Here is a 14,044-nt window from a genome sequence, read left to right on the forward strand (position 1 = left end):
GCCCCAGGGGGCGCACGACGCGTAAACCAGGTGGGCTAGTGCGCGTCCACTTGACGAACTTCACTACGGATTCACGCCGTCTTGGATGGCGGAGTGGAGTCCACTCGTGGGAAGCTCCCAGCATGAAGAAGAGCCCGAGCCCCACTCCTCCGCCTGAGGCCGCGCTCATCAAGGCAGCCTTGAAGCGGAAGCGGATCCGCGTCGAAGACGCGGCCAGACAGGCAGGTATCAGCAAGTCCCGCTGGAGTCAGATCATTGCCGGCTACCAGTCGGTCGGCGGGCAGCGGATCGAGGTGAGAGCGCCGGACGAGACCCTGGCCCGCATGTGTCTGGCCGTTGGCGTCACCTCGACAGAGCTCGCCGAGACCGGCCGCGCCGAGGCTGCCGGGATCCTGGCGGAGCTGGAGACCACCGAGAGCCCAGCCCCGGCCGCCACGGGGCACGCGAGCGACGCCCGCATCAACGCCATTGCGGCACTCCTCGAGGATCTGCCGCCCGATGCGTACGAAGAAGTCCTTCGCCGGGTCAGCCGCACTGGACCCTCCCGGGCGCCACAAGACCCGGACATTCAGCGCCGTCACGCGAGTTGACGCATGTTACGAGATAGTTACGTTTTCACGCAACGCACACAAACCTTGACAAAGCGTCACATGCTGCCCCAGCAGACAGAACGCAGTTTCCCAGGGGGCATACGTGCATGACGTTTTATTTCTTGGGCTTCTCGGCCTCGCTGGGCTCCTCGGCGCGGCGGTCCTGGCGATCGTCCTGATCTACCGGGCCCAGCAGAAGCAAGGCGCGATGATCACCCAGATGCGGGCGGAGGCCACCGCCCAGAAGATCGCCGCTCTCACACAGCGACAGCAACCGCTGCCCGAGGAGAGCGAGGCGCCGGAGCCGGTTCGGCGCAAGCGGCATCTGGGGCTATACATCGGTGGCGGTGTCGTCGCAGTCATCGCCTCGTTCGGCAGGCGACTGCGCAGCGCAGTCACCCGGTCCCCCCGCAATGTCGTCGCAGCCACCGCGACCGTTGCCGCCCTAGCAGGTACCGCTACGGCATTGATCATGGGCGCTAGCGACAACGGCCCCGCCCCGGAAGGCCCCGGCCCCACGCACCCGACCACCGCGCCCGACAACGCTGTCCAGGACGCCGCCGACGGCACCGACGCGGAGACGGACGACAACCTGGCGTACACCAACACCACAGACGACAGGCCGCTGACTGACACGAGTAGCCCGACCACCGACCACGCTCCCAGCCCAGAGACGTCCCCCGACGCAGACACAACACCGACGGCCAGCGCCTCGGACAGCGGGGCCACGCCAGACGCAGCGCCGACGAGCAGCGCAGCCACCCCGCCTCCGGTCGCCCCGGACCCGGACCCGACCTCGGCCGTCCCGGCTCCCGATCCGCAGCCGTCGGTACCGGACGACAACCAGGACTCCGGCGGACTCATCTGTCTCAACGCGCCCAAGCTCGTGGACCTCTGCCTCCTGGGCGACTAGCACCGGCCCGGCGAACGGAAAGGCCCCGGCGAGAAATCGCCTGGGCCTTACGCGTAACTGCCTTCAGGACACCGTCTGTTTCTCCCCCACACCGCGCTCCGGATGGAACCCGCACGTACGCACCGCGTCCGCCCGAGCAACCGCGTAGGCCGCCTGGACGGCCTCCTGGTCCAAGCCCCACGCCCGCGCCTCCGTCAGCGCCTCCCGGCCCGGCCGCCACTCGGTCACGGAATGAGACGGCTCATCGGTGTAGTCCTCCTCGAACTCCCACACCCACCGCCCGGCCGGCTGGTGCGCCCCCGGGTTCCGCGTGCACTCCGTACCGTCCACGTCGTACAGCGCCAGCCCCACTGACCACACGAACGCCCGCCCCGGCAGCTCCTCCCGCACGGCCTTGAGCCCGTTGTCGGAGCCGACCTGCCCGCCCGTGGACCGAATCCACCAGTCCGCGCTCATCCGCTCGACGCGGACGGCGCCGCCACGCTCGCGCGCCCACCGCTCCGCCAGCTCCTCGGCGTGCTCGGCCTGCCAGAACCCGAGCTGTCGGAGTCCGACGTGCGCGACATACACAGCCCGCCGCCCTTCGGCCCCACGGTCGGTCTCCGCCGATTGAGCGCCGACCGGAGACGTAATCCCCATGACCCGGTCGAGGGTCAACAGAGCAGCCGTGTGCGCCGTCTCCAGCAGGTGCCCGTATCGGTCGCTGGTCGTCTTGATCGACTCATGGCCCAGGCGTCGCTGCACGTAGGTCAAGCTGTGTCCGTCCGACAACAGCACAGCGACATGCGAGTGCCGCAGATCGTGGAAGGTCGGGAACTTCCACTCGGGCAACAGACCCTGCTTCTTGGCCTTGGCGACCGCCCGGTTCCAACGCTCCCAGAAAGTCGCGTACTTGATCCGCTCGCCGTCCTGGCCGCAGAACACGAGCTCGTCCTTCTCCGCCTCGGCAAGCCCGAACTCTTGGAGTTCCCGCCACAGGCCGGCCGTGATCTCGACCGTTCGCCGACTTGACCTCGTCTTCGGCGGACCGAGGTAGAAGTCCGACGGCGTCCTCCGCTTCCACGCCCGGGTCACGCGCACCTCATACTTGTCCCGTACCGGGCTGCGTACATGCCGGGTAGCCAGGGCCGTGATCTCGCCCCACCGGAGCCCGGTGCCGTACGCGGCCCGTACAAGCATCCGGTCCGAGGCGCGGGGGAAGCAAGCGACCAGGCCGGCGACCTCGTTGGGGGTCATGAACTCCATCTGGTCATCGCCGTCAGCGTCCCCGATGCCGTGATCGTCGTCCTTCGGGAGCCGTGTCAGATCACAGGGGTTGCGGTTTCGGAGGGGCGGCTCGGCGACCACGGCCTCTTTCAGGACCGACGAAAGCAGTTTGTGCAGTCCCCGCAGGGTTTCCGGGGACATGTCCTTCGGCTTGCCGCCCCCGCGCCGGACCTTCGTCTGCCGCATCGTGTTGATCCACGCGCCGACCGTCGCCTTGCTGAAGTGCTCGGTGGACCGAATGTCGCAGTGGCCGAAGGTGGGGAAGATGTACATCTCCAGGGACCTGAGGCGCTGGCGCTTGTAGTAGTCGCCTGCCGTGCGGTTCGCGATGGACCGCCGGGCCCAGTTCTCGAATCGGTAACTCGACTCGTCGGCGGCCTCCGGGTCAACATAGCCCTTGCCCTTCACCCAGCCGGGGGGCCAGTTCTGACCGGCCTCGTCGACGGCATCTTTGAAGACCTCGGCCGACACCTCGTCAGTGAAGCGCTCGGTCTGCCAGTCGCCGGTCCGCTTGCCACCGGCCCGCCACTTGACCTGGTAGCTGACGATCTCCCCGGTCTTGTTTCTCCGCCCAATGACACTCGCCATGGACGGACAGTAGCCCCTCGTGTTCCCACCGTGTTCCCACGACCGGTTGCGATCCAGCCAGAGCGGAGCCATATCGGCAGGTCAAAGCGCGAACGGCTCAGCCGATGCCGAACGCCCCGTCGGGGGGCTCGGGTGACGGTACGGCGTCCTCGTCCCGCACCGGCCTCGCACCGCCGGTGAAGTCCCGCAGGGCCGCCCCGTGCTCGACGCGGGCGGGGAAGACGTCGGCGGCGGTGCGCCGGGTCAGGGCGGCGATGTCGAGAGGGCGGTGCGCGGCGGCCAGTACGGCGTTGCCGAAGCGGCGCCCGCGCAGGACTCCCGGCTCGGCGATCAGCACCAGCTCCTCGAAGACCGTGCCGAGCGTGGCCAGTTGGGAGCGCAGAAAGGCGAACGGGTCCGCGTCGGCGAGGTTGCCGAGGTAGACGCCGCCGTCCCGCAGGACGCGCGCGGCCTCACGGGCGTAGGCGACGGAGGTCAGGTGCGCCGGCACCCGTGAGCCGCCGAAGACGTCGGCGACGAGGACGTCCGCGGAGGCGTCGGGGGCGGCCTCCAGCCAGGCGCGGGCGTCCGCCGCGTGCAGCGTGACGTTCGCTCCCTCGGGCAGCGGCAGCTGCTCGGCGACCAGGTCCAGCAGTTCCCCGTCGAACTCGACGACGTCCTGCCGGGAGCCGGGGCGGGTCGCGGCCAGGTAGCGGGGCAGGGTGAGCCCGCCGCCACCGAGGTGGATCGCGTCCAGCGGGTGCCCCGGCTCGGCGAGGGTGTCCAGGACGTGTCCGAGCCGCCGGATGTACTCGAACTCCAGATGAGCCGGCTCGTCCAGGTCGACGTACGACTGCGGCGCCCCGTCGACCGTCAGCAGCCAGGCCCGCTCACGGTCGACGTCGGGCATCAGCTTCGCGGTGCCGTGACCGACGGCGCGGGTCACGGGTATCGGCTCGTTCACAGTCCCCATTGTGCCGTCGTGACACCGGCCGGGTGCCTGCCCCACCCCGTGTACGGGGTGGGGCAGGCACCCGGCACCGCCTCTCGGACGGCCGTCGTCACCCGCCGTTCAGCCGACGGTCGTCACCGTCCCGGCGCCGACCGTGCGACCGCCCTCGCGGATCGCGAATCCGAGCCCCGGCTCCAGCGGCACCTCGCGTCCCAGCCGCACGGTCATCGTCACCGTGTCGCCGGGCCGGGCGACCGCCGCCTCGCCGAGGTCGACGTCGCCGACGACGTCCGCGGTGCGGATGTAGAACTGCGGCCGGTACCCGGTCGCCACCGGTGTCGTACGGCCGCCCTCCCGGGCCGACAGCACATACACCCGCGCCGTGAAGCTCCCGCTGGGCACCACGCTGCCCGGTGCGGCCACCACGTGCCCGCGTCGCACCGCGTCCCGCGGCACCCCGCGCAGCAGCAGCGCCACGTTGTCCCCGGCCTGCGCCTCCTCCATCGGCTTGCCGAAGGTCTCCAGGCCGGTGACCACCGACTCCAGCCCGGCGCCGAGCACCTCGACGCGGTCGCCGAGGCGGACCGTGCCGCGCTCCACCGCGCCGGTGACCACGGTCCCCCGGCCGGTGATGGTGAGCACGTTCTCCACCGGCAGCAGGAACGGCGCGTCCACGTACCGCTCGGGCAGGGGCACATAGGTGTCCACCGCGTCGAGCAGCGCGTCGATCGACGCCGTCCAGCGCGGGTCGCCCTCCAGCGCCCTGAGTCCCGAAACCCGTACGACGGGTACGGAGTCACCGCCGTAGCCGTGCGCGGAGAGCAGCTCGCGGATCTCCAGCTCGACCAGGTCGGTCAATTCCTCGTCGCCGGTGTCGGCCTTGTTGAGGGCCACCACGATGTGGTCGACGCCCACCTGGCGGGCGAGCAGGACGTGTTCGGCGGTCTGCGGCATGATCCCGTCGAGCGCGGAGACGACGAGGATCGCCCCGTCGAGCTGCGCGGCTCCGGTGACCATGTTCTTGACGTAGTCGGCGTGGCCGGGCATGTCGACGTGCGCGTAGTGCCGGGTGTCGGTCTCGTACTCGACGTGCGCGATGTTGATGGTGATGCCGCGCGCGGCCTCCTCCGGCGCCCGGTCGATGCGGTCGAACGGGACGAAACCGCCGGAGCCGCGCGCGGCGAGGACCTTGGTGATGGCGGCGGTCAGGGTGGTCTTGCCGTGGTCGACATGGCCCATCGTGCCGATGTTCAGATGCGGTTTGGTGCGGACGTACGCCGTCTTGGACATGGCGGTACCTCGAAGCCTCTCGATGGTGATGCGTGATCGGCACCGGCCGCGCGGCGGATCGGCGCGCGGCAGGGACGGGGACCCCGGGAACCTGGCCGACCCTCCCCCTGGGGGGTCCGCCGGACGATCCGGGGAGGGTCAGCTTCGGGCGCCGTCGACAGCGGCGAGGAAAGCGGGAACGGCAGCCTTCGGGGCATCCGCGACCGCGGATGCTGCGAGGTGGAAGGCGTACCGGAACATGGCGTCGATCATTGCCGACGGCCCGCCCCGCGTCGAATGGTTTTCCGCGAGGTCACGGAAGTCGGGCGGTCACGCGCCGATGTTCTTCAGCGCCTCGCGTACCGACAGCGGCGCGAACCGCCCCTGCTCGCGCGCCAGGAAGGCCCGTACGGCGTCCGGGTCGGTCTTGGCGTACTCGCGCAGGCACCAGCCGATCGCCTTGCGGACGAAGAAGTCCTGGTGGCCGGACCGGCGCAGGCAGTACCCGAAGAGGCGCCCGGTGTCGGTGCGTTCCCTGAAGCGCAGCTGGTGGAGCAGGGCGGTGCGGGCGAGCCACAGGTCGTCGTCGCCGATCCAGTCGTCCATGTCCGTCGCGAGCCCGGGGTCGGCCGCGACCAGCGCGCCGACGACGTGCGCGGCGAGCAGGTCGACGGTGTCCCACCACGGGACGGTGGTGACGAGATGCCGGGCGACGGGCAGGAACCCGGAGGAGCAGCGGCGCACATGTCGGCGCAGCAGGTCCACGGCGAAGTACTGGTACTCGCGCTCGGGCAGTTCCCAGCAGCGCAGGGCGATGGCGGCGCAGTCGGCCTCGTCGGGTCGGGGCAGGCCCTCCAGCACGGTGCGGGACAGGGTGCGGCGGACCGGGGTGGCCAGGCCCAGGAAGGGGGCCACGTCCTTCATGTACGCCCGCATGGCGACGGCCCGTTCCGGGTCGGCCGCCGCCCCGTAGGTGGCGGTGAGCCGATCCAGCACGGTGTCGGCGAGCCTGCTCCCCGGCACCCCGGGTGTTCCGGCCCCTGTGACGCTCATGAGACGCACACTACGGCGACCGGACACATCCGTCGGTTAATGTCACCGGATGCTCGATGCCACCAACCGCTCTGGGGGCACCGCGACGGCCTCTCCCCGGGCCGTCGCCACGGAACTCACCGCTGCCGCCGTCTCCGTCCCCACGGCCGCCCCCGCACCGGCGTCCGTGCTCCCACCCGTGCCCGCCACGGGGCTCCCCGCCCGCTGCGCCAGAGCCCTGCTGTCGCCCTGGTCGCGGCTGTCCCTGCTGGTCGTGCTGCTCGCCTCCGCGGCCTCGGCGATGCTGCTCCTGGAGCCGCAGAAGCTGCTGACCGACGGCTGGCCGCCGCAGCTCGGCGGAGCCGCGGCGGTCATGGCGTACGCGGCGGCCTACGGGGTGTGCACGGTGGCGTTCGTGCCGCGCCCGCTGCTGAACCTCGCCGCGGGCGCGCTGTTCGGCAGCCAGTTGGGGCTCGGTGCCGCCCTGTCCGGCACGGTGCTCGGCGCCGGGATGGCTTTCTGCCTCGGCCGGGCACTCGGCCAGGACGCACTGCGTCCGCTCCTGCGGGGGCGCTGGCTGAAGGCGGCCGACAAGCAGCTGAGCCGGCACGGCTTCCGCTCGATGCTGGCGGCGCGGCTCTTCCCGGGGGTGCCGTTCGCCGCGTCGAACTACTGCGCCGCCGTCTCCCGGATGGGCCTGCTGCCGTTCCTGCTGGCGACGGGGCTCGGCTCGATCCCGAACACCGCCGCCTATGCCGTCGCCGGCGCCCGCGCCTCGACACCGACGTCCCCCGCCTTCCTGATCGCGCTGGCCTGCATCACCGTGCCGGGCCTGCTGGGCGCGGTGATCGCGTGGCGCAAGCGGCGCGGGCTGCGCGGCCGTTGACGCCTCCGGCACTCCGGGAAGATCCGCCGTCGCCACGTCATGGCCGTTTTGGCACCATCGCGTCGGCTTCAGGGGCCGAAGGCCCGCCTGGCACCTGGCGTCGGGTTCGTCATCTTGGGGCGCTACGCTTCGACCCCGGCGCGCCTGATCACCGCACACCGTGCTTCGGCGTGCCTTTCACCCCTTTCCGCGATCGGCACTTGGACACCGCTGCCTCATGTCTTGGTTTGAATCTCTCATCCTCGGACTCGTCCAGGGGCTGACCGAGTTCCTGCCCATCTCCTCCAGCGCGCATCTGCGGCTGACCGCGGCCTTCTCCGGCTGGGAGGACCCGGGTGCGGCCTTCACCGCGATCACCCAGATCGGTACGGAAGCAGCCGTGCTCATCTACTTCCGCAAGGACATCGGGCGGATCCTGTCGGCCTGGACCCGCTCGCTCACCGACAAGGAGATGCGTCGGGACCACGACGCGCGAATGGGCTGGCTGGTCATCGTCGGCTCGCTCCCGATCGGTGTTCTCGGCCTGACGCTGAAGGACCAGATCGAGGGGCCGTTCCGCGATCTGCGGCTCACCGCGACCATGCTGATCGTCATGGGCATCGTCCTCGGTGTCGCCGACCGGCTGGCGGCGCGGGACGAGAGCGGCGGCCGGCACCGCACGCCCAAGCAGGGCAAGGAACTCCAGGACCTGTCCGTCAAGGACGGCCTGATCTACGGATTCTGCCAGGCCCTGGCGCTCATCCCGGGTGTCTCCCGCTCCGGCGCCACCATCAGCGGCGGTCTGTTCATGGGGTACCGGCGTGAGGCCGCGGCCCGCTACTCCTTCCTGCTCGCGATTCCCGCGGTACTCGCCTCCGGACTCTACGAACTCAAGGACGCCACCGAGGGCGGTCACGTCACCTGGGGCCCCACGATCTTCGCGACGGTCGTCGCCTTCGCGGTCGGGTACGCGGTGATCGCGTGGTTCATGAAGTTCATCTCCACCAAGAGCTTCATGCCGTTCGTCTGGTACCGCATCGCGCTCGGCATCGTCATCATCGTCCTGGTGACCACGGGAGTGCTGAGTCCGCACGCGGCGGAGTCGTCGGGCTGAGGGTCCTCACGGGGGACGTGACCGAACCCATACGGGGCGGGTAGCCGTCCGGTAGCGCACTGTCAGTGCGTGGCCCTAGGCTGGTCGGCATGTCCCCCGATTCCGTGACCCCTGGTTCCGTGCGGTCCGCCGCTGAGGTCAACGAGCGCATCCGAGCACTGTGGCTGCGCGCGGGCGGATCCCTGTCGGCCCATGAGCGCGCGGAGTACGAGCTCCTGGTGGTCGAGTGGGCGGCGGCGATCCGAGGCGAGGTCGTCAAGGCGGCCTGAGCCCCGCCGCCACCTCGTACCGGCACCCCGTCCACGCCCCGGAACGAGCGCTTCAGCGCCCGCCCGCCACCCGCAGCACCGCCCCCGTCGTGTATGAGGCGTCCGGCGACATCAGCCAGGCGACCGCCGCGGCGATCTCCTCGGCCTGCCCCGGGCGGCGCAGCGGGACCGCGGCGGCCACCTCCCACGCCCGGTCCGGAGCGCCCATGGCGGCGTGCATGTCCGTGTCGATCACGCCCGGAGCGACCGCGTTGACGCGGATGCCGACCGGACCGAGTTCCTTCGCCAGCCCGACCGTGAGGGCGTCGACGGCGGCCTTGGTCGCCGCGTAGTGGACGTACTCGCCGGGGCTGCCGAGGGTGGCGGCCCCCGACGAGATGTTCACGATCGCCCCCTCGCCCCGGGGCGTCATCAGCTGTGCGGCGCGACGCGAACACAGCAGCGTCCCCATGAGGTTGACGTCGACGACCCGGCGCATGGTCGGGGTGTCGACGTCGGTGAACCGCCCCAGCGGCCCGGTCACCGCGGCGTTGTTCACCAGCCCCGTGACCGGCCCCAGTTCCCGCTCCGCCACGTCGAAGAGGCGGTCGACGTCCCCCTCGTCGGCGGTGTCCCCCCGCACGGTGACGGCCCGTGCGCCGGCCGCCCGCACCCCGTCGGCCACGCTCTGTGCGGCCGAGGCGTCCCGCACATAACCCACCACCACGTCGTGCCCCTCCCCCGCGAGCCGCAGACAGGTCGCGGCTCCGATCCCCCGGCTACCACCGGTGACCACGGTGACGAGACGTTTCATGAAGTCCTCCTGGCCTGGAGCCCGAACCGAAGATCCCCAGGCTCCCAGACCCGCGGGAACCTCATCACGGGGATGCGAACATCCGCGCACACCCCTTGGTTCCGGGCGGGTCTCGGCCAAGACCTGGCCACTGACGCAGCGTGCGGATCTTGCGACCGTGAGGGACCGGCCGACCGGCCGTCGGCGGGGTGGTCACCGAGTACGCGGGGGCGGTCGACGCCGGGGACCGGGAGGCGTACCGAGGGCTGTTCACGGCGGACGGGCGGGCCGACCACCCCTCGGCCGGCGGCATCGAGGGCGACGCCGGGAAGGTGGCGGCGTGGCTCGCGGAGAGCCTGCGGGTGTTTCCGGTGCGGCAGCTACCTGATCGTGAACCGGCGGGTGCGCTTCGGGGTCCGGGAGCGGACACCGGCGGCACGGCTCGGGTACAGGCCGACTACGTCAGTCCGATGGGCCCGGCGGGGACCGACGGCGGACCGGCCGCGCCGGACTTCGTGTGCGGGGGGCGATACGCGTTCGCGACGCTGCGCACGGATGACGGCCGGCGGTTGCACGAGGTGGTCGTGCGGGAGAAACGGCGACGCCCACCCGGCCGGCCGACGGCGCCTGTGGTCCACTGAGCCCGACGCACCCTGTCCCGGATCTTGCCCGGGGCGCACACTGGAGGCACAAGCGGGGTAGGGAGGCGCCGTTGAAGTCGTCCGGCCACTGGCTCGTCTCCCCGTGGCGGCGCTCGGCCGTCGCCACGGGCGCGGGAGCCCTGCCCGTCCTCGCCTTCCCCGCTCCGTCCCTGTGGTGGTTCGCCTACGTCGCGTTGGTGCCCTGGATTCTGCTGGCGCGTTCCGCGCCCACGGGCCGCCGCGCCGCGTACGACGGCTGGTGGGGCGGGTTCGGTTTCATGTTCGCGATGCACCACTGGCTGCTGCCGAACCTGCATGTGTTCACGTTCGTCCTCGCGGCCCTGCTGGGCGTGCTGTGGGCGCCCTGGGGGTGGCTGGTGCGACGGCTGCTGGGCGGGGTGCCGTCGCGGGGGAGGATCGGGGCCGCGCTGGTCGTGCTGCCCTCGGGCTGGCTGGCCGTCGAGCTGGTGCGTTCCTGGGAGGCGCTGGGCGGCCCCTGGGGCGTGCTCGGTGCGAGTCAGTGGCAGGTGGGCGCGGCGCTGCGGCTGGCGTCGGTCGGCGGGACATGGCTGCTCAGTTTTCTGCTGGTGGTGCTGAACGTGGCCGTGGCCGTGCTCCTCGTGGTGCGGCAGGCCCGGGTGCCGGCCGTGGCCGGTCTGGTCGCCACGGGCGTGGTCACCTCCGCCGCGTGGGCGGGGGTGCCCCTCCCGGACGCCGACGGACGGACCAGGATCGCGGTCGTCCAGCCGGGGGTCGTCTCCGGGCCGGACAGTGCGGACCGGCGCTTCGACCGCGAGGAGCGGCTCACCCGGGAGCTCGCCGACCGGGACGTCGACCTGGTCGTCTGGGGTGAGAGCAGCGTCGGTTTCGACCTCGGTGCCCGGCCCGACCTGGCGCGGCGTCTTGCGGCGCTGTCGCGCGCGACGGGCGCCGAGCTCCTGGTCAACGTGGATGCGCGGCGCTCCGACCAGCCCGGCATCTACAAGAGTTCGGTGCTGGTCGGCCCGGACGGGCTCACCGGTGACCGGTACGACAAGATGCGGTTGGTTCCGTTCGGGGAGTACATCCCGGCCCGTTCCCTGCTGGGCTGGGCCACCTCCGTCGGCGAGGCGGCGGGCGAGGACCGCAGGCGCGGTTCGAAGCAGGTGCTGATGGACGCGGGGAGCGGCCTGCGGATCGGCCCCATGGTCTGCTTCGAGTCCGCGTTCCCGGACATGAGCAGGCATCTGGCCGGGGACGGCGCCGATGTGCTGCTCGCCCAGTCGTCGACGTCGACCTTCCAGCAGAGCTGGGCACCCGAGCAGCACGCCTCGCTCGCCGCGCTGCGCGCCGCCGAGACCGGCCGCCCGATGGTGCACGCGACGCTGACCGGTGTGTCCGCCGTCCACGGCCCGGGCGGCGAGCGCGTGGGCCCGCGGCTCGGCACGGACGCGAGCGCGGCGCAGGTGTACGACGTCCCGCTCGCCCACGGCACCACGCCCTACGTCCGCTTCGGCGACTGGCCGCCGCAGGCGGCGCTGCTGGTGCTGGCCGTCTGGGGGGCGGCCGAGGGCATACGGGCCCTGCGGCTCAGGCGGCGGCCCGCTCCCGCGCCGCACGCACCACACGCTCGCACAGCTCATGGGTCGCCAGCGCGTCCCGGGCACTGAGCGTCCTGCCCTCGCCCACCGCGTCGAGGAAGGCGAGCACCACCTGTTCGATGCCGCGCTGCCGGGCCACCGGCACCCAGTCCCCGCGCCGCCGGACGGTGGGCCGGCCCTTGTGGTCGATCACCTCGGCGAGGTTGACCACCTGCCGCTTGCTGTCCTGGCCGGAGACCTCGAGGATCTCCTCGGCCGAGCCGCTGAGCCGGTTCATCACGCCGAGTGCGGTGAATCCGTCCCCGGCGAGCTGGAGCACCACGTGGTGCAGCAGTCCGCCCTCGGTGCGGGCCCGCACGGTCACGTCGTCGATCGGCCCGGGGACGAGGAAGCGCAGGGTGTCGACGACGTGGATGAAGTCGTCGAGGATCATCGTGCGCGGCTCCTCCGGCAACCCGGTCCGGTTCTTCTGCAGCAGGATCAGCTCACGCGGGTGGTCGGCGCACTGCGCGTAGCCCGGGGCGAAGCGCCGGTTGAAGCCGACGGCAAGGCTGGTGTCCCGCTCCTCGGCGAGGGCCACGAGCCGGGCGGAGTCGGCGAGTTCGTAGGCGAGTGGCTTGTCGACGTAGGTCGGTACGCCCGCCTCGAGCAGCCGGGCCACGATCTCCGGGTGGGCCTGGGTCGGGGCGTGCACGAAGGCGGCGTCGAGATCCTGGGCGAGCAGGGCGTCGAGGTCGGCGTGCCGCTGTCCGTGCGGGAGGTGGAGGCTGTCGGCGACCCGGGTGAGTGTCGCGGGTGTGCGGGTCTGCAGGTGCAGTTCCACGCCGGGCCGGGTGGCGAGCACCGGGAGGTACGCCTTCTGCGCGATGTCGCCGAGTCCGATGCAGCCGACCTTCACGGGGTGTTCTCCTCCAGCGGTTGTCCGTCACGGGTCCGGTCCGCGGTCCGATCTCGGTCTCGGTTGTCGTCCGCGGCGCGGGCTCTGTCCTCGCCTGTCGAAAAGGACGCCGGAAAGGATACGGCGTCCGCCGCCGGGGGCCGCCAGGCGGCGATGTCGTCGAAGCTCCGCAGGAGCAGCGTCGGTCCGGCCTTCGACAGCGCGGCGATCGCGGTGTCGCGTACGGCGATCCCGGCGCGGTTGGTCATCATGTTCAGGCGGGCCGCCCGCACCGCCCGGCGGGCGATGGCGGTCGTACGGGGCAGCCGGGCGGCGGTGTAGGCGGGCAGGTCACCGAAGTAGTGAGCGAGGGTGATCGCGTCCTCGACGGCCTGGTTGCCGCCCTGGCCGAGGGTGGGGGGCATGGCGTGCGCGGCGTCGCCGACCAGGGCGACCCGGCCGTGGTGGTAGGCGGGCAGCGGCTCGGTGATGTGGTGGACGTCGTGCCGCAGCACGTCCTCGGGGCGGACGGCGGCCAGTACGGCGGGGATCGGGTCGTGCCAGTCACCGTAGCGGCGCAGCAGTTCGGCGCGCTCGTCGTCGGGGGCGTGCTGCCCGGCGGGGGCCAGGGCGGCGGCGTACGCGTAGGCGCGGCCGTCCTTGAGCGGATGGGTGCCCCACAGGCGGCCCCGGCCCCAGGTCTCGTGAGAGGCGAACCGCACGCCGGGCAGCGGGATCACCGTCCGCCAGGTGGTGAAGCCGGCGTACACGGCCCCGGGATGGTCCGGGAAGAGCAGGTGGCGTACGGCGGAGTGGACGCCGTCGGCGGCCACCACCAGGTCGGCCTCCAGCTCGCCTTCGGGAGTGCTCACGCGGGCGGGCCGGGCGGGGTCGCCGGGGTCTCCCGGATCGATGAGGTGCGCGGCGGTGGCTGTGCGGACGGTGTCCGGTGGGAGCAGCCCGGCCAGCCGGTCGATGAGGGTGGCGCGGTGGAGCAGGACGAGGGGTCCGCCGAAGCGCTCGGTGGCGGCCGCCGCGCTGGACCGGGAGAGCCAGCGCCCGCCGGGTGCGCGCAGTCCCCCGTCGCCCTGCCAGGCGGACAGCGCCCGGACGCCGTCGCCGAGTCCGATGACGTCCAGCCCGCGCAGCGCGTTGGGGGCGAGGGAGATGGCCGCACCGGCAGGCTCGAGGGAGCCGGCCCGCTCCAGCACCGTCACCTTCACTCCGCGCCGGTGCAGGGCGGCCGCCGCGGTCAGGCCGCCGATCCCACCGCCGATCACTGCGGCTTTCCCCAGCACCTGTGCCACGGCTCCTCCTCGGTTCCGCTGCTTCTCGGC

Annotated in this window: 14 protein-coding genes; 7 read left to right on the forward strand and 7 right to left on the reverse strand. The window is 71.9% G+C overall.

The features are described 5' to 3' along the window. Positions 1-122 precede the first annotated feature (122 nt). Positions 123-590 (forward strand): helix-turn-helix domain-containing protein, encoded by a 468-nt coding sequence (locus ACVW19_RS01655; RefSeq protein ID WP_457455868.1) that lies wholly within the window; start codon positions 123-125, stop codon positions 588-590. Between the two features lie 103 nt (positions 591-693). Further along, positions 694-1,503, forward strand: coding sequence for a hypothetical protein (locus ACVW19_RS01660; protein ID WP_457455870.1), 810 nt, complete (start codon positions 694-696; stop codon positions 1,501-1,503). 63 nt (positions 1,504-1,566) lie between these two features. On the opposite strand, the gene ACVW19_RS01665 is transcribed toward ACVW19_RS01660, so the two are convergent. From ACVW19_RS01665 to ACVW19_RS01680, 4 genes are all read right to left on the reverse strand, one after another. Further along, positions 1,567-3,357, reverse strand: coding sequence for a tyrosine-type recombinase/integrase (locus ACVW19_RS01665; protein WP_457455872.1), 1,791 nt, complete (start codon positions 3,355-3,357; stop codon positions 1,567-1,569). Between the two features lie 97 nt (positions 3,358-3,454). Beyond that, positions 3,455-4,300: a spermidine synthase gene (locus ACVW19_RS01670; RefSeq protein WP_457455873.1), complete on the reverse strand. Its 846-nt coding sequence runs from the start codon at positions 4,298-4,300 to the stop codon at positions 3,455-3,457. A 108-nt stretch (positions 4,301-4,408) separates the two neighbouring features. Then, positions 4,409-5,578 (reverse strand): elongation factor Tu, encoded by a 1,170-nt coding sequence (gene tuf, locus ACVW19_RS01675; RefSeq protein WP_457455875.1) that lies wholly within the window; start codon positions 5,576-5,578, stop codon positions 4,409-4,411. A 309-nt stretch (positions 5,579-5,887) separates the two neighbouring features. Beyond that, the gene (locus ACVW19_RS01680) at positions 5,888-6,610 is read right to left on the reverse strand and encodes a DNA alkylation repair protein (protein WP_457455877.1); all 723 of its coding nucleotides are present in this window, start codon (positions 6,608-6,610) and stop codon (positions 5,888-5,890) included. Between the two features lie 49 nt (positions 6,611-6,659). Here ACVW19_RS01680 and ACVW19_RS01685 point away from each other — a divergent pair, with 49 nt between their 5' ends. From ACVW19_RS01685 to ACVW19_RS01695, 3 genes are all read left to right on the forward strand, one after another. Next, positions 6,660-7,475 (forward strand): TVP38/TMEM64 family protein, encoded by an 816-nt coding sequence (locus ACVW19_RS01685; RefSeq protein ID WP_457455879.1) that lies wholly within the window; start codon positions 6,660-6,662, stop codon positions 7,473-7,475. Between the two features lie 217 nt (positions 7,476-7,692). Next, positions 7,693-8,568 carry an undecaprenyl-diphosphate phosphatase gene (locus ACVW19_RS01690; RefSeq protein WP_457455881.1) on the forward strand — a complete coding sequence of 292 codons (876 nt, stop codon included), beginning with the start codon at positions 7,693-7,695 and terminating at the stop codon, positions 8,566-8,568. 89 nt (positions 8,569-8,657) lie between these two features. Next, positions 8,658-8,837, forward strand: coding sequence for a hypothetical protein (locus ACVW19_RS01695; protein ID WP_457455883.1), 180 nt, complete (start codon positions 8,658-8,660; stop codon positions 8,835-8,837). Between the two features lie 52 nt (positions 8,838-8,889). On the opposite strand, the gene ACVW19_RS01700 is transcribed toward ACVW19_RS01695, so the two are convergent. Then, positions 8,890-9,630: an SDR family NAD(P)-dependent oxidoreductase gene (locus ACVW19_RS01700; protein WP_457455884.1), complete on the reverse strand. Its 741-nt coding sequence runs from the start codon at positions 9,628-9,630 to the stop codon at positions 8,890-8,892. Positions 9,631-9,818: 188 nt separating this feature from the next. Between ACVW19_RS01700 and ACVW19_RS01705 the strand changes: the two genes are divergently transcribed. After that, entirely contained in the window at positions 9,819-10,250 is a 432-nt protein-coding gene (locus tag ACVW19_RS01705) for a nuclear transport factor 2 family protein (RefSeq protein WP_457455886.1), read from the forward strand. 71 nt (positions 10,251-10,321) lie between these two features. Further along, entirely contained in the window at positions 10,322-11,899 is a 1,578-nt protein-coding gene (gene lnt / locus ACVW19_RS01710) for an apolipoprotein N-acyltransferase (RefSeq protein WP_457455888.1), read from the forward strand. Here lnt and ACVW19_RS01715 read toward each other — a convergent pair. Then, positions 11,820-12,728, reverse strand: coding sequence for a Gfo/Idh/MocA family protein (locus ACVW19_RS01715; RefSeq protein ID WP_457455890.1), 909 nt, complete (start codon positions 12,726-12,728; stop codon positions 11,820-11,822). The genes lnt and ACVW19_RS01715 overlap by 80 nt on opposite strands. Next, positions 12,725-14,014: an FAD-dependent monooxygenase gene (locus ACVW19_RS01720; RefSeq protein WP_457455892.1), complete on the reverse strand. Its 1,290-nt coding sequence runs from the start codon at positions 14,012-14,014 to the stop codon at positions 12,725-12,727. Before ACVW19_RS01720 ends, ACVW19_RS01715 begins: the two co-directional genes overlap by 4 nt. Between the last annotated feature and the right edge of the window lie 30 nt (positions 14,015-14,044).

This window comes from Streptomyces sp. TE5632, assembly GCF_054061295.1.

Coding starts and splice junctions, on each gene's coding strand:
- ACVW19_RS01700 (WP_457455884.1), bottom strand. CDS start 9,630: ATGAAACGTCTCGTCACCGTGGTCACCGGTGGTAGCCGGGGGATCGGA.
- tuf (WP_457455875.1), bottom strand. CDS start 5,578: ATGTCCAAGACGGCGTACGTCCGCACCAAACCGCATCTGAACATCGGC.
- ACVW19_RS01680 (WP_457455877.1), bottom strand. CDS start 6,610: ATGAGCGTCACAGGGGCCGGAACACCCGGGGTGCCGGGGAGCAGGCTC.
- ACVW19_RS01695 (WP_457455883.1), top strand. CDS start 8,658: ATGTCCCCCGATTCCGTGACCCCTGGTTCCGTGCGGTCCGCCGCTGAG.
- ACVW19_RS01655 (WP_457455868.1), top strand. CDS start 123: ATGAAGAAGAGCCCGAGCCCCACTCCTCCGCCTGAGGCCGCGCTCATC.
- ACVW19_RS01685 (WP_457455879.1), top strand. CDS start 6,660: ATGCTCGATGCCACCAACCGCTCTGGGGGCACCGCGACGGCCTCTCCC.
- ACVW19_RS01665 (WP_457455872.1), bottom strand. CDS start 3,357: ATGGCGAGTGTCATTGGGCGGAGAAACAAGACCGGGGAGATCGTCAGC.
- ACVW19_RS01690 (WP_457455881.1), top strand. CDS start 7,693: ATGTCTTGGTTTGAATCTCTCATCCTCGGACTCGTCCAGGGGCTGACC.